Raw genomic sequence first — 17,421 nt, 5'->3', positions numbered from 1 at the left:
CAACGCTTAAGGAATCTCTGATGGAGCTCGGTCTCGTCGGCCTCGGCAAGATGGGCGGCAACATGCGCGAGCGCATCCGCCGCGCAGGCCACACGGTCATCGGTTACGACCGCAACCCGGACGTCGCCGATGTCCACAGCCTCGAAGAGCTTGTGGGCAAGCTCAAGGGTCCCCGCGTCGTGTGGGTGATGGTCCCGGCAGGTGCCGCGACCCAGTCCACCATCGATGAGCTGGCCGAGCTGCTCTCCCCGGGTGACATCGTCGTGGACGGTGGGAACTCCCGCTGGACCGACGACGAGAAGCACGCCGTCGAGCTGGGCATCAAGGGAATCGGCTTCGTCGACTGCGGTGTCTCCGGCGGTGTCTGGGGCCTGGAGAACGGCTACGCCCTGATGTACGGCGGCGAGGCCGCGAACGTGGAGAAGGTCCAGCCCGTCTTCGACGCCCTCAAGCCCGAAGGGGACTTCGGTTCCGTCCACGCGGGCAAGGTCGGCGCCGGCCACTTCGCCAAGATGGTCCACAACGGCATCGAGTACGCCATGATGCAGGCCTACGCCGAGGGCTGGGAGCTCCTGGAGAAGGTCGACTCCGTCACCGACGTGCGCGAGGTCTTCCGCTCCTGGCAGGAGGGCACGGTCATCCGTTCCTGGCTGCTCGACCTGGCGGTCAACGCGCTGGACGACGACGAGCACCTCGACCAGCTCCGTGGCTTCGCCGCGGACTCCGGCGAGGGCCGGTGGACGGTCGAGGCCGCCATCGACAACGCGGTGCCGCTGCCCGCGATCACCGCGTCCCTGTTCGCGCGCTTCGCCTCGCGGCAGGACGACTCGCCGCAGATGAAGATGATCGCCGCGCTGCGCAACCAGTTCGGCGGCCACGCGGTCGAGAACAAGAAGTAGAACCGCAGGAGCGCGGGCCGTGGACGGCCCGCTACACAGCTGCACACAGCAGAGCAAGCAGTCGGAAGGGTCGGCGACCATGCACGTCACGCATCTCTCGCTGGCCGACTTCCGCTCGTACGCCCGGGTCGAGGTCCCTCTCGACCCGGGCGTCACCGCGTTCGTGGGGGCCAACGGCCAGGGCAAGACCAACCTGGTGGAGGCGGTCGGCTATCTCGCCACGCTCGGCAGCCACCGGGTGTCGTCCGATGCCCCCCTGGTGCGGATGGGCGCCGAGCGTGCCGTCGTACGAGCCGCGGTCACCCAGGGCGAGCGCTCTCAGCTGATCGAGCTCGAGCTCAATCCGGGCCGCGCCAACAGGGCACGTATCAATAGGTCGTCGCAGGTCAGACCGCGTGACGTCCTGGGGATAGTGCGGACGGTGCTCTTCGCTCCGGAGGACCTGGCCCTGGTGAAGGGCGATCCGGGCGAGCGCCGGCGCTTTCTGGACGAGCTGATCACGGCGCGCTCCCCCCGCATGGCCGGAGTCCGCTCCGACTACGAACGGGTGCTGAAGCAGCGGAACACCCTGCTGAAGTCCGCCGCCATGGGCCGCAGGCACGGGGGCAGGTCGATGGATCTGTCCACGCTTGACGTGTGGGACCAGCACCTGGGCAGGGTGGCGGCGGAGCTGCTGGCGCAGCGGCTGGATCTGATCGCGACCCTGCAGCCGTTGGCGGACAAGGCCTACGCGGACGTCGCTCCGGGCGGTGGGCCCGTGACACTGGAGTACCGCAGCTCGGTCGGCGCCGATGTGGAGCTCGCGCGCACCCGCGAAGAGCTGTACGAGCAGGTGATGGCGGCCCTGGTCCAGGCACGCAAGCAGGAGGTCGAGCGCGGGGTGACCTTGGTCGGTCCGCACCGTGACGACCTGGTGCTGGGCCTGCGCGGAATGCCGGCCAAGGGGTACGCGAGCCACGGCGAGTCCTGGTCGTACGCCTTGGCGCTGCGGCTGGCCTCGTACGATCTGCTCCGCACCGAGGGCAACGAGCCGGTGCTGGTGCTCGACGACGTGTTCGCCGAGCTCGACGCGCGCAGGCGTGAGCGGCTGGCGGAGCTGGTCGCCCCCGGTGAGCAGGTGCTGGTGACGGCGGCTGTGGACGACGACGTCCCGGGTGTGCTGGCCGGAGCGCGCTACGCGGTCTCCGCCGGGGCGGTGGAGCGGCTGTGAGCGGTCCGGACGAGCAGGGCGGGGCCAAGCCGGGTCCGGCGAAGCAGCCGGAGGTCTCGGGTGTGGATCTGGCACGTGTGGCCCTGCGTGCCGCGAAGGAGCAGGCCCGCGCCCGGGGCGCCGCGGCGCAGCAGAAGAACCAGGCGAGGCGTGGTGGCGGTCTGCGGTCGGGCGCCCGGTCCGACGGCCGTGATCCGCTGCCTTTGGGCTCGGCGATCAACCGGCTGATCACCGAGCGGGGTTGGGAGACCCCGGCGGCCGTCGGCGGGGTGATGGGCCGCTGGCCGCAGATCGTCGGTGGCGATCTGGCCAATCACTGCGTGCCGGTGCGGTACGACGAGGATCCGGCCGAGCGGGTCCTGACCGTGCAGTGCGATTCGACGGCGTGGGCGACGCAGCTCCGGCTGCTGGCGCCGCAGCTCGTGGCCCGGCTGAACCAGGATCTGGGCCAGGGCACCGTGCGGATGATCAAAGTGCTCGGCCCGGGCGGTCCGCAGCGCAGATTCGGCCCTCTCCGTGCTCCGGGGAGCAAGGGGCCGGGCGACACCTACGGCTGAGCAGGGCTTTTCCGTATCCGGAGCGCCCGGGCACCGGCTTGTACCGGGGACGGCCCGAGGGGTGGATCAGTCGCTTCTGTCCTGATTCGCCGACAGCCCGGTGTTTCCGGTCTGTGCCGCTATGTGGTGATTTGGGTCGCGCGGCGAGTCGGAAGCGTCCCTCACCGTAGCGAGAGGTTGACAGCCCGAAGCGCGCAAAGCCCTCGTGAGCCCCCCGAGGCCCCTTCCCGAATATGGGGAGTCGTCAGCCGCTCATTCAGGGCGGCACATGCGTACTCAGGCACCGGCAAACCCCCATTCATGTCAGCGCTACCGGTAGACTGGTGGACAATCCCGCTTCCTCGCGGGAGTCGTCGATACACGCCGAACGACGCAGCCGCTCCCGCGAGCCGGAGAACGGCCTGTGCTGTGCCAGAAAGGGCGCTTCGTGGCCGATTCCGGCAACCCCAACGAGAACATCCCGTCCACAGCCGGTGAGCACGGCGAGGTCACCGCCTCGTACGACGCCAGCGCGATCACCGTGCTCGAAGGCCTGGACGCGGTCCGCAAGCGACCCGGTATGTACATCGGGTCCACCGGTGAGCGCGGTCTCCACCACCTCGTGCAAGAGGTTGTCGACAACTCGGTCGACGAGGCCATGGCCGGGCACGCGGACACCATCGACGTCACGATCCTCGCCGACGGCGGGGTACGTGTGATCGACAACGGCCGCGGTATCCCGGTCGGCATCGTGCCGTCCGAGGGCAAGCCGGCCGTCGAGGTCGTCCTCACCGTGCTGCACGCCGGCGGCAAGTTCGGCGGCGGCGGCTACGCCGTCTCCGGTGGTCTGCACGGCGTCGGCGTGTCCGTCGTCAACGCCCTGTCCACGCGGGTGGCCGTAGAGGTCAAGACGGACGGCTACCGCTGGACCCAGGACTACAAGCTCGGTGTCCCGACAGCCCCGCTGGCCCGTCACGAGGCCACCGAGGAGACGGGGACGACCGTCACCTTCTGGGCCGACGGAGACGTCTTCGAGACCACCGACTACTCCTTCGAGACCCTCTCGCGCCGCTTCCAGGAGATGGCGTTCCTCAACAAGGGGCTCACCCTCAAGCTCACCGACGAGCGTGAGGCGGCGAAGGCCACGGCGGGCGCGGACAGCGCCGAGGTGGTCGACGTCCCAGACGAGGAGCCGGCCCGTACGGTCACGTACCACTACGAGAACGGCATCGTCGACTTCGTCAAGTACCTCAACTCCCGCAAGGGTGACCTCATCCACCAGTCGGTGATCGACATCGAGGCCGAGGACAAGGACCGACTCCTCTCGGCCGAGATCGCCATGCAGTGGAACACGCAGTACACCGAAGGCGTCTACTCCTTCGCCAACGCGATCCACACGCACGAGGGCGGCACGCACGAGGAGGGTTTCCGCGCGGCGCTGACCTCGCTGGTCAACCGCTACGCGCGCGACAAGAAGCTGCTCCGGGAGAAGGACGACAACCTCACCGGTGAGGACGTCCGCGAGGGTCTGACGGCGATCATCTCGGTGAAGCTGGGCGAGCCGCAGTTCGAGGGCCAGACGAAGACGAAGCTGGGCAACACCGAGGCGAAGACCTTCGTCCAGAAGGTCGTCCACGAGCAGCTGACGGACTGGTTCGACCGGAACCCCAACGAGGCCGCCGACATCATCCGCAAGGGCATCGCGGCCTCCACGGCCCGTGTCGCGGCTCGCAAGGCGCGTGACCTCACCCGGCGCAAGGGGCTCCTGGAGAGCGCCTCGCTGCCCGGCAAGCTGAGCGACTGCCAGTCCAACGACCCGACGAAGTGCGAGATCTTCATCGTCGAGGGTGACTCCGCCGGTGGTTCGGCGAAGTCCGGCCGCAACCCGATGTACCAGGCCATCCTGCCGATCCGAGGCAAGATCCTGAACGTCGAGAAGGCCCGGATCGACAAGATCCTGCAGAACACCGAGGTCCAGGCGCTGATTTCGGCCTTCGGCACCGGGGTCCACGAGGACTTCGACATCGAGAAGCTCCGCTATCACAAGATCATCCTGATGGCGGACGCCGACGTCGACGGCCAGCACATCAACACCCTGCTGCTGACCTTCCTGTTCCGCTTCATGCGGCCGCTGGTCGAGGCCGGGCACGTCTATCTCTCGCGCCCGCCGCTCTACAAGATCAAGTGGGGTCGCGACGACTTCGAGTACGCGTACTCGGACCGTGAGCGCGACGCCCTGGTGGCGCTCGGCAAGCAGAACGGTAAGCGGATCAGGGAAGACTCGATCCAGCGCTTCAAGGGTCTCGGCGAGATGAACGCCGAGGAGCTGCGCGTCACCACGATGGACATCGACCACCGGGTGCTGGGCCAGGTCACGCTGGACGACGCGGCGCAGGCCGACGACCTGTTCTCGGTGCTGATGGGCGAGGACGTCGAGGCGCGGCGCTCGTTCATCCAGCGCAACGCCAAGGACGTCCGCTTCCTCGACATCTGAGTCGGCCGTACAAGCAAGCCGCAGCGCGAAAGGACTTTGACCAGCAATGGCCGACGAGAACACCCCTGTGATGCCCGAAGAGGAGCCCGCCGTCCCGGGCGTGGGCATGCGTGTCGAGCCCGTCGGGCTCGAGACGGAGATGCAGCGCTCCTACCTCGACTACGCGATGTCCGTCATCGTGTCGCGTGCGCTCCCTGACGTGCGGGACGGTCTGAAGCCCGTGCACCGACGGGTGCTGTACGCGATGTACGACGGTGGCTACCGGCCCGAGAAGGGCTTCTACAAGTGCGCCCGCGTCGTCGGCGACGTCATGGGTACGTACCACCCGCACGGCGACTCCTCGATCTACGACGCGCTCGTGCGACTGGCACAGCACTGGTCGATGCGCATGCCGCTCGTGGACTCCAACGGCAACTTCGGTTCCCCGGGCAACGACCCGGCCGCCGCCATGCGGTACACCGAGTGCAAGATGATGCCGCTGTCCATGGAGATGGTCCGGGACATCGACGAGGAGACCGTCGACTTCAAGGACAACTACGACGGTCGCAACCAGGAGCCGGTGGTTCTCCCGGCGCGCTTCCCGAACCTGCTGATCAATGGTTCGGCGGGCATCGCGGTCGGTATGGCCACCAACATTCCGCCGCACAACCTGCGCGAGGTCGCGGCCGGTGCGCAGTGGTATCTGGAGCACCCGGAAGCTTCGCACGAGGAGCTCCTGGACGCGCTGCTCGAGCGCATCAAGGGCCCGGACTTCCCGACGGGCGCGCTCGTCGTGGGCCGTCAGGGCATCGAGGACGCGTACCGCACGGGGCGTGGCTCCATCACGATGCGTGCGGTCGTGGCGGTCGAGGAGATCCAGGGCCGTCAGTGCCTGGTGGTCACGGAGCTTCCGTACCAGACCAACCCCGACAACCTCGCGCAGAAGATCGCCGACCTGGTGAAGGACGGCAAGGTCGGCGGCATCGCGGATGTCCGTGACGAGACGTCCTCGCGCACCGGCCAGCGTCTGGTGGTCGTGCTGAAGCGTGACGCGGTCGCCAAGGTCGTGCTGAACAACCTGTACAAGCACACCGATCTGCAGTCGAACTTCGGCGCGAACATGCTGGCGCTCGTCGACGGGGTGCCGCGCACGCTGTCGATCGACGCTTTCATCCGGCACTGGGTGACGCACCAGATCGAGGTCATCGTCCGGCGCACGAAGTTCCGCCTGCGCAAGGCGGAGGAGCGGGCGCACATCCTGCGTGGGCTGCTCAAGGCGCTGAACGCGATCGAAGAGGTCATCGCGCTCATCCGCCGCAGCAACACTGTGGAGATCGCGCGTGAGGGCCTGATGGGCCTGCTGGAGATCGACGAGATCCAGGCGAACGCGATCCTGGAGATGCAGCTGCGCCGCCTGGCCGCGCTGGAGCACCAGAAGATCACCGCCGAGCACGACGAGCTCCAGGCGAAGATCAACGAGTACAACGAGATCCTGGCCTCGCCGGAGCGGCAGCGTCAGATCGTCAGCGAGGAGCTGGCGGCGATCGTCGACAAGTTCGGCGACGACCGGCGCTCGAAGCTGGTGCCCTTCGACGGTGACATGTCGATCGAGGACCTCATCGCCGAGGAAGACATCGTCGTCACCATCTCGCGCGGCGGCTACGTCAAGCGCACCAAGACGGACGACTACCGCTCGCAGAAGCGCGGCGGCAAGGGCGTGCGCGGCACGAAGCTCAGGGAAGACGACATCGTCGACCACTTCTTCGTGTCGACGACGCACCACTGGCTGCTGTTCTTCACGAACAAGGGCCGCGTGTACCGGGCCAAGGCGTATGAGCTGCCGGATGCCGGCCGGGACGCGCGTGGCCAGCACGTCGCGAACCTGCTGGCGTTCCAGCCCGACGAGCAGATCGCGCAGATCCTGGCGATCCGCGACTACGAAGCCGCGCCCTACCTGGTCCTGGCGACCAAGGGCGGTCTGGTGAAGAAGACCTCGCTCAAGGACTACGACTCACCACGTTCCGGCGGCGTCATCGCGATCAACCTCCGGGAGACGGAGAGCGGCGCGGACGACGAGCTGATCGGTGCGGAGCTGGTGTCGGCCGAGGACGATCTGCTGCTCATCAGCAGGAAGGCCCAGTCGATCAGGTTCACCGCGACGGACGACGCGCTGCGCCCGATGGGCCGCGCGACCTCGGGCGTGAAGGGCATGAGTTTCCGCGAGGGCGACGAACTGCTCTCGATGAATGTTGTCCGGCCCGGTACGTTCGTGTTCACTGCCACCGACGGTGGTTACGCGAAGCGGACCGCTGTCGACGAATACCGCGTCCAGGGTCGTGGTGGTCTGGGTATCAAGGCCGCCAAGATCGTCGAGGACCGCGGTTCGCTCGTCGGTGCGCTGGTGGTGGAGGAAGCGGACGAGATCCTCGCCATCACGCTCGGGGGCGGTGTGATTCGTACGCGAGTCAATGAAGTCAGGGAGACGGGCCGTGACACCATGGGCGTCCAACTGATCAATCTGGGCAAGCGGGATGCCGTCGTCGGCATCGCGCGCAACGCCGAGGCCGGTCGTGAGGCCGAAGAGGTCGACGGGACCGATGAGGCCGAAGGCGCCACGGTCGAGGCCCATGCCGAGAGCGTGGTCGAGGGCACAGTCGAGGGCACGGCGCCTTCGGCCGGGGAGCACGAGGAGTAAAGCGTGAGTGGAGCCACGGGCGCCGGTTCGGCCGCTTCCGGAGCAGGCGCGAACGGCGTCCGTGGCCCTGCCACGGACTCCCAAGGGGGCACTGTGACGGACACTCGGGGACCTCAGCCGCAATACGAGGGGTACGCGACCGGGCCGTTGCCCGGCGAGCGGGAGGCCGCACCGGGCCAGGCGGGGCCCTACCACCCGCCGCAGGCGTACCAGTCCCCTGCGGGCGGTACGCAGGGCGGAGGCACGCAGGGCGGTGTACAGGGCGTCGGCGGCGCGCAGGCGACCCGGCTGCCCCGGACCGGGGCGCGGACCACTCCGCGCACCCGTAAGGCCCGTCTGCGGGTCGCGAAGGCCGATCCGTGGTCGGTGATGAAGGTCAGCTTCCTGCTCTCCATCGCGCTCGGCATCTGCACGGTGGTCGCGGCCGCTGTCCTGTGGATGGTGATGGACGCGATGGGCGTCTTCTCCACCGTGGGCGGCACGATCAGCGAGGCCACCGGCTCGAACGAGAGCAACGGCTTCGATCTGCAGTCGTTCCTGTCGCTGCCGCGCGTCCTCATCTTCACCTCGGTCATCGCGGTGATCGATGTGGTGCTGGCCACCGCGCTGGCGACGCTGGGCGCGTTCATCTACAACTTGTCGGCCGGCTTCGTGGGTGGCGTGGAGCTCACTCTCGCCGAGGACGAGTAGGACGCCGGGTATCGATTTTGGGACTGGCCCCGACGTGCGCTAATCTTCAGAAGTCAGCGCAGCAGCGCGGCGGGGCTATAGCTCAGTTGGTTAGAGCGCATCCCTGATAAGGATGAGGCCACAGGTTCAAATCCTGTTAGCCCCACCAGCACGAAGGCCCCTCACCGGTAACGGTGGGGGGCCTTTTGCATCTACGGCTGACATCAGCCGATCAATGGACCTTCCAGAAGGCCCGCGAGCATCGTCACGGCTTCTCGCTCACCGTCGCCCACGACGTGGGTGCAGACGTCCGTCATGCTGATCCGGCTGTGCCGCAGGATGGCCTGAGCGGCCTTGGGATGCACCTTCAGGAAGGCCGGCAGGGTGCCGTAGGTGTGCCGAGCGGGCCGAGCGGGCCGCACCGTGATCCGGCGGACCCCGGACCGCTTCAGGAGCGCGTTGAAGCTCTGCCCCGCTGCCACTCCGTGCGGGAAGACGGCAGACGGGATGACAGCCCGGGCGAGCTGTGACTGAGGCAGTCGGTACCGTGCGGCTCTCGGAGCGAACAACGACAAGGGGCAGCATGGGCGAGAACGCACCGCATCAGGACTTCCGGGTCGGCGACGTTCTGCGAGTGAGCTGTCCGCCGGCCCAGGGGCGAGTGGCCGACGTGTCCCGCTTCCACGCCTCGGTCGAGTGGCCGTGGGCCGAGATCGACCCGCAGTCCGAGTACGGATGGAACGGCCGGAGGGCATTCGCGATGTCGGCCGACTCCCCGGAGTGGACCATGAGCTTGTTCAAGACCGACCCTGCGCCATGGAACTTGCACGTTGGTGACACCTGTCTCGTCGGCATTCCTGAGACGCTGGTGCGGATCGTCGATATCGGCCGCTACGACCCTCCGCAGGATGTGGGCTGGCTTCCCCGCCCCCACACGATGCTGGTCGTAGTGCCTGCCGACTACCCCGACGTGGCTCTCGCCGAGGACGACGGAGACACGATCGACCTTGACTCAGCGGCGCCGGTGACGATCGAGCTGGTGCCTCGGAGTGTCGATGCCGAGGGGTGTGTTGAGGGATTTGACGAGCAGGACCGGCGTTCCACCAGTACGAAGGCCCCCCACCGGTAGCGGTGGGGGGCCTTCGGCATGAACGGCGCTGTGCGGTCCTGGCCTGACGGTGCCGGTCGGCGGGAGCAATGTCACCCCGGTTGCCGCCTGTGATCCGGGCCTGTTCCGGGACCACTTGGGAGGGCCGGGGGCCATCCGCGCCGGCTTCGGCGGGGGTGTGCGCGGGCGCATGGAAAAGGCCCCCGCCGGTGTGAACCGGACCAGGGGCCTGGGTGGCGTTCGCGGCGCCCTCAGGGTGGCAGCGGGGCCGAGTCCCCGGCAGGTGTGGCGCTGTGGGCGGAGCGGGTGCTGTTCGTCGCGTGCATTGCGTCAGTGGAGTCGGGGGACAACTGGCGGGTGGCGGGCGAGGAGCCGTGTGCCTCGGCGCGGATGCGCTGCTTCATCGTGGGTGGCAGCGCCCTGTCACGCGGAAGGGTCCATCGCACCGACGGCGTGGTCGCGGTTGCCGGGGTCGCACCCGTGTGCTCGTGGCTCGTGACCGTCGGCTCCGCGGCCGTGGCCTGGGCGGTGGCGAGGCCCAGCGACGCGAGAAGCGCGAAGAAGGCGGTGACGAAGGCTGTCCAGATGCTCTTGACCCTGAAGGTGCTCATGGCCCCTCGCTTTCAGGTGGTCCGGTTTGCTTACCTTTCCGATGATGTGGATCCGGCCTGCGGAAACCGGGACCGACGCCCCCGGTGCGCCGATCTTCTGATGAACACCACTCGTATGGTTCAACCGGCTCGGAAAAGCTGCTCCGGGGGGTGGTGAGAGGCCCCGACAGGCGTCCTGGGCGGGTGGCGGCCGGGTTCCGGGGAGGTCACCGATCGGTATCGGCCGGTGTGTATAGTCGGGCGGCAGAAGTCCCTTACGTCAAGGAAAGACGAGGTCGCGCGGTGAAGAAGCTTCTCCTGGTCGCACTGGCCGCCATCGGCGGGCTCCTCGTGTACCGCCAGATCCAGGCGGATCGCGCCGAGCAGGATCTGTGGACGGAGGCGACCGACTCCGTGCCCGCAGGTTCAGGTGTGTGAGACGGAACAGTCTGCTACAAGCCCCGGTCGCCGAGCGGCCGGGGCTTTCTGCTGTCCGGGGTCCGCTGTTGCGGGACCGTGACAGCGGCGCCCTTGAGTTCACCCAAGCAAATCACTAGGTTGCATGAGCAAAGCAATGGTGATGTACGGGTGGCCGAGGGGGATTCGGTGAGTGTACGGACGAGGGCGGTTGCACGCCGCCGTAGTACGCGGGCGGCGGTCGTGGCCGGCGGTGCGTTGCTGGCGCTGATGGCAGGGGTGTTGCCCGCCGGAGCGGCCGTACCGGCGGCCCCGGGCGCAACCGCGCAGGAAGGGCCGGGCGGTGGCGGTCTCGTCATGGTGCTCGACTCCTCGGGTTCCATGAGTGAGGACGACGGCACGGGCCGTACCCGGATGGAGAGCGCCCGTGCGGCCGTGGGAACCGTGGTCGACGCCCTGCCCGACGGGCATCCGGCCGGGCTGCGGGTGTACGGGGCCGACCGGCCCCGGGGCTGCACGGACACCCGGCTCGTACGCCCGGTGAGTGCGCTGGACCGGGCAGCCATGAAGAAGGCCGTCGCGGGCGTGGAGCCCCGGGGGGACACCCCGATCGGGCTGTCCCTGCAGAAGGCCGCCGAAGACCTTCACACGCCCTCGGTCGGCGCCGTCGGGACACGCACGATCCTTCTGATCTCCGACGGCGAGGACACCTGCGGTACCCCTCGTCCCTGCGAGGTCGCCGAACAGCTCGGCAGGGAGGGCGTCGGGCTGCGGATCGACACCGTGGGCTTCCAGGTCGAGGGGGCGGCCCGGGAGCAGTTGGAGTGCATCGCGGAGGCGGGCAACGGGCGTTACTACGACGCACCGGACGCGGACGCGCTTGCCCGGCAACTGCAAAGGTCCGCGCAACTCTCCGCCGATGGATACCGTTTGAGGGGCGAACGGATCGAGGGAGGGGCCACCACGGCCAAGTCTCCCTCCATGGATCCCGGGCAGTATCTGGACACCATCGGGCCCGGCGAGAAGCGGTACTACGCCGTGAGTCTCGACGCGGTCTCCACGGCGGACTTCGCGGCCACCGCGGTGCCGCAGTCCGGTGCGGCCGTCGACGGCCTCGACGCCCTGAGCACCGGTCTGGCGTACGGCGACGGCGACTCCACCTGTGAATCCGATACCGAGCGCTTCCTTCAGCAGGAGGGCGCGACACCGCTGACCTCGGCGGTGTCCCGGATCCCTTCGGAGGACGGGAACCGCACCTGCGACGACGCGGGCCGCTACTGGCTGGTGGTCGAACGACAGAGCAAGGAGGGTTCCGACAGTGCCCGTTGGCCACTGGAGCTGATGTACGGCATCGAGGCGCCGCCGGCCGACGGGGTCACCCTCGCGCAGTCCCAGCCGGAATACGGGAAGGGCGGAAAGCATGCCGCGCTGCCGACGGGAGATCCTCGCGACGTGCGGGGCGGCACCGGCTTCAACGACGCCACGGAGCTCAAACGGGGTGTGTGGCGGGACGGGATCCTGCCGTCGCAGACCCTCTGGTACAAGGTGTCGGCCGGCTGGGGCCAACAGGTCCGCTACGACGTGGAGTTCGCCAACGAGCCCACGGTGGAGAACTCCGTCGCCCACTCGTACGGCGGGACGCAGCTGTTCACTCCGGCGCGCTTCCCGGTCGACAGCGGCGGTGAGTTCCGCTCGACGGCGATGTACAGCGGGAAGCCCGCGGCCCTGCGGATGGGCTCCGTCCCGATCGCGTGGACCAACCGCTACGAATCCCGTTCCGCGGTCCGGCCGGTCCACGCCGGAGGCGACTTCTACATCGCGGTGACCCTCGGGGCGAAGGCGGCCGAGATCGCGGAGAATCCGCGCATCGGCGTGGTGCTGAGGGTGGCGGTCCTCGGGAACGAGCTGGCCGGTCCCCAGCACGGAGCCTCGGCACGGACGCACGAGCCCGGCGGCACCGGGGTGGTCGATGCCGGCAATACGGCGGGGGCCGCAGACAGCAGTGGTACGGGCGGGGCAGGATGGACCGGCATCGCGGCCGCTGCCGGAGCGGGTGCCGCGGCCGCTCTGATCGCCGGGCTCCTGCTCGTACGCAGTCGACGCAGGGCAGATGGGCAGACGACGAGGGGAAGCGCGTGAACAGGCAGGGCAACAGGGGCCGGGTGACGCTAGCGGCGATCGCGGCGGTGTGCGCGGTGGCGGCGCTGCCGGGGCAGGCGCACGCGGCCGACGGCCCTGCGGCGTACACCTTCGACCCGGCGGCGGCATCGGTCCAGGGCGCGGAGACGAACGCGGACGCGACGGAGCTGAAGACCGGATCGGTCTACAAGAGCTCCATCAAGCGCGGTCAGAAGCTCTATTACCGTCTGGAACTCGACGACACGACCGATGCGTACGTCTCTGCGGTGGCCGTGCCGAAGGCGGGCGGAAAGGTCGCCTACGGGGACGGCATCACGATCAGCATCAGGGACCTGGACGACACCCGGTGCAGCTCCGAGGACGCGGCCTTCGAGTCGGCGGAGTTCCCACGTCCGATCGCCGCATACGCGCACCGGACCGTGGAGAAGGACAGCACCACCTGTGCAGCAGGCGGCACGTACAACGTCCTGGTCGAGCGGGAGAGCAAGGCGACCTCGTCCCCCGACGCCTGGGACCTGGAGCTGCGCTTCGAGACCGAGCCGGCGCTGAAGGACGGCGGGTCGCTGCCGACCGAGGCGCCGGAGAACTGGCCCTCCGCCTCGCCGGTGCCGCCCGCCGGCAAGCAGGAGCGGTCCGGTGGCAGCAGCTTCTACGACGCCACCAGCCTGGAGTCCGGCGAATGGGTGGACGCCATCGCGCCGGGACAGACCCGCTTCTACCGGGTGCCCGTGGACTGGGGCCAGCAGATCTTCGCCACGGCCGCGCTGAGCAACAGCGGCAAGTCGACGGAGTACCTCGGAAACGCCTTGGCGATGGCCCTGGACAACCCGGCACGCGGGCATGTGGACGACGCGACGCTGTCGTACTCCGGCGCTCCCAACTCGGTGTCCCTGGACCCGCTGCCCCCGGTGGCCTACGAGAACCGCTACGACGCGGCAGCGGACGTCAGCGCCATGCGCTTCGCGGGTTGGTACTACCTCTCGGTGACGCTCTCGCCCGAGGTCGCCGAGCACTACGGGGACGAGGCCATCGGGCTGACGCTCAAGGTGAAGGTCGTCAACGACAGGAAGCCGTCGCCCTATCAGGGGGACGGCGGGATCTTCGGAATCACGGGCGACGACAGGGACATGGCCAAGAGCGGGCAGAGCGCGCCCGAGGCCGGTGAGAGCGACACGATGAAGATGGTGGCCGCTGCGGGCATCGGCGCGGGCTCCGTACTGGTGCTGGGGCTCGGGGCGTGGATCCTGCTGGCCAGGCGCCGGGCCGTCCCCAGCGCTGTGCCGCCCGGTGCGGGTGGGCAGCCGCCGCTCGGCGGTCCCCCGCGCGCCTGGTAGGCCGCTCAGGCCTGGGTGAGTGCCCAGATCCCCACCGCGAAGCAGATCAGCGCCACCACGAGCACCGGGACCGCCACCTTCGGGGACGGTCCCGGCCGCTTGGCCGGGGCCGGCTGCGGTGCGGAGCTCCTGGGAGCCTGCGGGTGCTCTGCGGTGTAGGCGCGGGTGGGCGACGCCCCGTACGGCACGGCGGCCGTGGCGGCCTGGGCCAGGTCCGGGGCGGCGTCGGCGGTGTAGGGGGACACCGTGTGGGCCGGAAGGGGGCTGGACGGCGTCTGCGGCTGTGCCGGGTACGGAAGCGGCGCGGGGCGCTGCGGGGGCGGCGCCAGATGGAAGCTGCCCGTCTCCGACATCGACGGGGGCGGTGAGTAAGGCTGTTGCCCCGGCGTTCCCTGCGGCGCGTACGGCTGCTGACCGGGGCCCTGCGGCGCGTACGGCTGCGGCGAGGGCTGAGGTGCGGGCGGCGTACCGCCGACGTCCTGCGTGGGCGTCTGAGGCCCGCCGACGGGCGTTTCGGGGCCGTCGGGGCCGAATCCCGCGGGCAGAGGGCCGATCTGGTCGAACACCTCTACCTGCTCGTCGTCGGGACCGGCTTCCGGCAGCATCTCGACTGCTGCCGTCAGCGCTTTGCGCGCCCCTGTGGCCGTACGGAAACGGGCGTGCGGATCCGGCTGCAGCAGGCCTGCGAGGACCTGCCACAAGGGCTCCGGCACACCCTGGGGCGCGCCCGGGGTGCCATGCGCGGCGAAGTACTCGATCAACGCCTTGGCGTCCGGCTTCTGACCCTCGAGCAGGTAGAGCGCTACGAGACCGACGGCGAACAGATCCGCCGGGAAGTCGGGCTCCGCTCCCATCATCTGCTCGGGTGCGAAGTAACCGGGCGTTCCGACCACATAGTTGGTCTCCGTCAGCCGCGGCTCGCCCTTGCGCATCGAGATGCCGAAGTCGGAGAGGCGCAGATGCGGCCGACCCGTACCGGTCGCCTCCATCAGAATGTTGGCGGGTTTGATGTCGCGGTGCACGACCCCCTCCGCATGCACCGTGGACAGCCCGGACAACAGCTGATCGAGCAGGAGACAGACGAACCGCGGGGGCAGCGGGCCGTAGTCGCCGATCACATGGGCCAGCGAACCGCCGCTGACCAGGTCCATGGTGAAGAGGACCTTGTCGTCGTCGGCGGCCCAGCTGGCCGGTGCGAGGACGTGCGGGTGCTCGATCCGCAACGCCTGCTCGCGGACGAAGCGCAGCAGCGTGTGCGCGTCGCTCTGTTGCAGGACCTTGGCCGCCACGTACCGGCGGCGCCGGTGGTCCCACGCGCGCCAGACGGCGCCGACCCCACCACGTCCGATCGGATCGACCAGCTCGTACCGACCAGCGAAGACCTCACCCATTGCGCTGCGCCCGCTCCCGTTCCCGTTTCGGTTCGTGCCCCGGCTGTCGGGATACTGCCACGGCTCCGGGCTCCGGGGCGTCCCCCGGGCCCGGGGGCCCCGTCCTAGCTCTGGTGGCCTTCGTAGTGCGCGACCGCGTCAGCGGTGCGTCCCGCTCCGTACACCCTGAGGAACTCTGCCAGCTCCGGGTGGTCCGGGGCGAGGGAGTCCGCAGCATCGATGATGTCGCCGGCCGCCGCGACCGACCGCAGCAGAGACTGGATCTCGCGGACCACACGTCGCACGGTGGGGGCTCCACCGGTGGTGGAGGTCTGGCCGGTGTTGGTCAGGACCGAGCCGCCCTGCGACTTCTTGACCTCTTCCATCCGGTCCGTGGCCTCTCCCGCGCTGACGCTGCCGTCCGCCACCTGGCTGGCGAGCTCCTGAAGTGCCTGGACCCGCTGCACGACCGCAGGGTTGCCGATCTTGGCCCGCTGCCCGCTCATCAGCTGGGAGAGCATGGGGGCGGACAGCCCGAGAACAGCCGCGAGGCGTGCCTGGTTGAGGCCGAGGTCGTCGATCAGCCTGCGGAAGAGCGCCCCCAGCGGCTCTCCGTACCAGCTGCGCTGGAGCTCCCTGGCTCTAGCCGTGGCCTCTTGCTGCGCTGCGTCCATTGCGTCTCCCCTTCGCTGCGGCTTCGCTGCTGCGAACCTCGTCGTGCATCTTACGGAGAGCCGTTGCGGGCCGGGAGCCCCAATCCTTTTGCAGGATTCGGGGGGTCACCCGGTACTCTGTTCTGCGTCGGACGTCGCAACATGTATGTGTCCTGTGATGTCCGGTTTCCGGGGCCTTAGCTCAGTTGGTAGAGCGCTGCCTTTGCAAGGCAGATGTCAGGAGTTCGAATCTCCTAGGCTCCACAATCGAAAGCCCCCTGAACTGCGGAGACGCAGTTCAGGGGGCTTTTTTGCGATCGAGGCCCTCTACCGGTCATTCCTCTTCGGGGTCGCGGCCGGTCGTCGCGGGCCTGAGGCGTTGTCCAGCCGGGTGGTCGGCGCGGAGGGGCGGCCCGGGGTGCGTCGGGCACCCCTTCAGGCGCGCAGTTCGATCACCGTGATCTCCGGCTCGGCGCCGACCCGCACCGGCGGGCCGAAGAACCCGGCACCGTTGGTGACGTACAGCTGGGTGTTGTCGACCTTCCCGAGGCCGGAGACGACGGGGTTGGCGAGCTTGGTCAGTTCCGTGAGCGGGAACATCTGGCCGCCGTGGGTGTGACCCGACAGCTGGAGGTCGACCCCGTGCCGGGCGGCGTCCTCGATCATCACCGGCTGGTGTGCCATGAGGACGACCGGCCGGCTGGTGTCCCGGCCGCCGAGCGCGCGCTCGTAGTCCGGCCCGCGCCCGTGCTCTGCGGCGGACAGGTCCTCCACACCGGCCAGGTCGAGCACGGCGCCGTGGTGGCGGATCTCTCTCCGCTCGTTGAGGAGCGTGGTGACCCCCAGGTCGTGCAGTTCGTCGACCCATGCCTCGGCGCCGTCGAACATGTACTCGTGGTTGCCCGTCACGAAGAACGCGCCGTGCGTGGATTCCAGATGACGCAACGGGCGTGCGGCGGGCGCCAGTTCGGAGGGCTTGCCGTCCGCCAGGTCGCCGACGACCGTCACGACGTCGGCCTCCAGAGCGTTGATCATCCGGACGATGCGTTCGGTGTGGGAGCGTCCCAGGAGCGGGCCGAGGTGCAGGTCGCTGACGACCGCGATCCGCAGCCCGGAGAGCGGCTGCGCCAGGCCGGTGATACTGATGGGCACCCGCTTGACCACCGGGTCTCCGAGCGCCGTGCGCATGCCGAACCCGGTGGTGGCGACGGCGATCGTGCCCGCGGTCAGTGCGCCCGCTCGGCTCAGGAAGAGCCGTCGGTCCGGCTCCGCATATTAGCACACATTTCAGCATAAAACGCTTCACGCGCAAATCACCCCTTTAATAC

15 protein-coding genes and 2 tRNA genes are annotated in these 17,421 nt (G+C 68.9%); 12 read left to right on the top strand and 5 right to left on the bottom strand.

Features of this window, described 5'->3' with window-relative positions:
• The first annotated feature begins 20 nt into the window (after nucleotides 1-20).
• From gnd to ACFWFI_RS19145, 7 genes are all read left to right on the top strand, one after another.
• The gene (gene gnd, locus ACFWFI_RS19175; protein WP_387391384.1) at nucleotides 21-899 is read left to right on the top strand and encodes a phosphogluconate dehydrogenase (NAD(+)-dependent, decarboxylating); all 879 of its coding nucleotides are present in this window, start codon (nucleotides 21-23) and stop codon (nucleotides 897-899) included.
• A 79-nt stretch (nucleotides 900-978) separates the two neighbouring features.
• The gene (gene recF, locus ACFWFI_RS19170) at nucleotides 979-2,109 is read left to right on the top strand and encodes a DNA replication/repair protein RecF (protein ID WP_387391381.1); all 1,131 of its coding nucleotides are present in this window, start codon (nucleotides 979-981) and stop codon (nucleotides 2,107-2,109) included.
• Nucleotides 2,106-2,666, top strand: a complete 561-nt coding sequence (locus ACFWFI_RS19165; RefSeq protein ID WP_387391378.1) for a DciA family protein — start codon at nucleotides 2,106-2,108, stop codon at nucleotides 2,664-2,666. The genes recF and ACFWFI_RS19165 overlap by 4 nt, the downstream gene beginning before the upstream one ends.
• 403 nt (nucleotides 2,667-3,069) lie before the next feature.
• Nucleotides 3,070-5,139, top strand: a complete 2,070-nt coding sequence (gyrB, locus tag ACFWFI_RS19160; protein ID WP_387391375.1) for a DNA topoisomerase (ATP-hydrolyzing) subunit B — start codon at nucleotides 3,070-3,072, stop codon at nucleotides 5,137-5,139.
• A 46-nt stretch (nucleotides 5,140-5,185) separates the two neighbouring features.
• A complete protein-coding gene (gyrA, locus tag ACFWFI_RS19155) occupies nucleotides 5,186-7,813 on the top strand; it encodes a DNA gyrase subunit A (RefSeq protein ID WP_387391372.1) in 2,628 nt (875 codons plus the stop codon).
• A 93-nt stretch (nucleotides 7,814-7,906) separates the two neighbouring features.
• The gene (locus ACFWFI_RS19150; RefSeq protein ID WP_387391369.1) at nucleotides 7,907-8,503 is read left to right on the top strand and encodes a DUF3566 domain-containing protein; all 597 of its coding nucleotides are present in this window, start codon (nucleotides 7,907-7,909) and stop codon (nucleotides 8,501-8,503) included.
• A 71-nt stretch (nucleotides 8,504-8,574) separates the two neighbouring features.
• Nucleotides 8,575-8,651 (top strand) — tRNA-Ile (locus ACFWFI_RS19145).
• Nucleotides 8,652-8,706: 55 nt separating this feature from the next.
• Here the strand turns inward: ACFWFI_RS19145 and ACFWFI_RS19140 are convergent.
• Complete coding sequence (locus ACFWFI_RS19140) at nucleotides 8,707-8,964, bottom strand: site-specific integrase (RefSeq protein ID WP_387391366.1); 258 nt, start codon at nucleotides 8,962-8,964, stop codon at nucleotides 8,707-8,709.
• Between the two features lie 101 nt (nucleotides 8,965-9,065).
• On the opposite strand from ACFWFI_RS19140, the gene ACFWFI_RS19135 reads away from it, so the two are divergent.
• Nucleotides 9,066-9,611 carry a hypothetical protein gene (locus ACFWFI_RS19135; protein WP_387391363.1) on the top strand — a complete coding sequence of 182 codons (546 nt, stop codon included), beginning with the start codon at nucleotides 9,066-9,068 and terminating at the stop codon, nucleotides 9,609-9,611.
• 230 nt (nucleotides 9,612-9,841) lie between these two features.
• Here ACFWFI_RS19135 and ACFWFI_RS19130 read toward each other — a convergent pair whose 3' ends face one another.
• Nucleotides 9,842-10,201 (bottom strand): DUF6344 domain-containing protein, encoded by a 360-nt coding sequence (locus ACFWFI_RS19130; RefSeq protein ID WP_387391361.1) that lies wholly within the window; start codon nucleotides 10,199-10,201, stop codon nucleotides 9,842-9,844.
• A gap of 282 nt (nucleotides 10,202-10,483) precedes the next feature.
• Between ACFWFI_RS19130 and ACFWFI_RS19125 the strand changes: the two genes are divergently transcribed.
• The 3 genes from ACFWFI_RS19125 to ACFWFI_RS19115 all read left to right on the top strand — a co-directional run bounded on the left by ACFWFI_RS19125 (nucleotide 10,484) and on the right by ACFWFI_RS19115 (nucleotide 14,070).
• Nucleotides 10,484-10,618, top strand: a complete 135-nt coding sequence (locus ACFWFI_RS19125; RefSeq protein ID WP_003958712.1) for a DLW-39 family protein — start codon at nucleotides 10,484-10,486, stop codon at nucleotides 10,616-10,618.
• 249 nt (nucleotides 10,619-10,867) lie between these two features.
• Nucleotides 10,868-12,736, top strand: coding sequence for a vWA domain-containing protein (locus tag ACFWFI_RS19120; RefSeq protein WP_387391402.1), 1,869 nt, complete (start codon nucleotides 10,868-10,870; stop codon nucleotides 12,734-12,736).
• Complete coding sequence (locus ACFWFI_RS19115) at nucleotides 12,733-14,070, top strand: hypothetical protein (RefSeq protein ID WP_387391358.1); 1,338 nt, start codon at nucleotides 12,733-12,735, stop codon at nucleotides 14,068-14,070. The genes ACFWFI_RS19120 and ACFWFI_RS19115 overlap by 4 nt, the downstream gene beginning before the upstream one ends.
• Nucleotides 14,071-14,075: 5 nt before the next feature.
• On the opposite strand, the gene ACFWFI_RS19110 is transcribed toward ACFWFI_RS19115, so the two are convergent.
• Nucleotides 14,076-15,461, bottom strand: a complete 1,386-nt coding sequence (locus ACFWFI_RS19110; RefSeq protein WP_387391355.1) for a serine/threonine protein kinase — start codon at nucleotides 15,459-15,461, stop codon at nucleotides 14,076-14,078.
• Nucleotides 15,462-15,565: 104 nt separating this feature from the next.
• On the bottom strand, nucleotides 15,566-16,114 hold the full coding sequence (locus ACFWFI_RS19105; RefSeq protein WP_387391352.1) for a helix-turn-helix domain-containing protein: 549 nt from the start codon (nucleotides 16,112-16,114) through the stop codon (nucleotides 15,566-15,568).
• Nucleotides 16,115-16,284: 170 nt separating this feature from the next.
• Here ACFWFI_RS19105 and ACFWFI_RS19100 point away from each other — a divergent pair.
• Nucleotides 16,285-16,357: transfer RNA gene (locus tag ACFWFI_RS19100), tRNA-Ala, on the top strand.
• Between the two features lie 171 nt (nucleotides 16,358-16,528).
• Here ACFWFI_RS19100 and ACFWFI_RS19095 read toward each other — a convergent pair.
• Nucleotides 16,529-17,281, bottom strand: coding sequence for a metallophosphoesterase (locus ACFWFI_RS19095; RefSeq protein ID WP_387391349.1), 753 nt, complete (start codon nucleotides 17,279-17,281; stop codon nucleotides 16,529-16,531).
• Between the last annotated feature and the right edge of the window lie 140 nt (nucleotides 17,282-17,421).

Origin of the sequence: Streptomyces sp. NPDC060209 (assembly GCF_042728155.1) — a bacterium.
Classification (GTDB): Bacteria; Actinomycetota; Actinomycetes; order Streptomycetales; family Streptomycetaceae; genus Streptomyces.
This window is presented reverse-complemented; position numbering and strand designations above follow the sequence as displayed.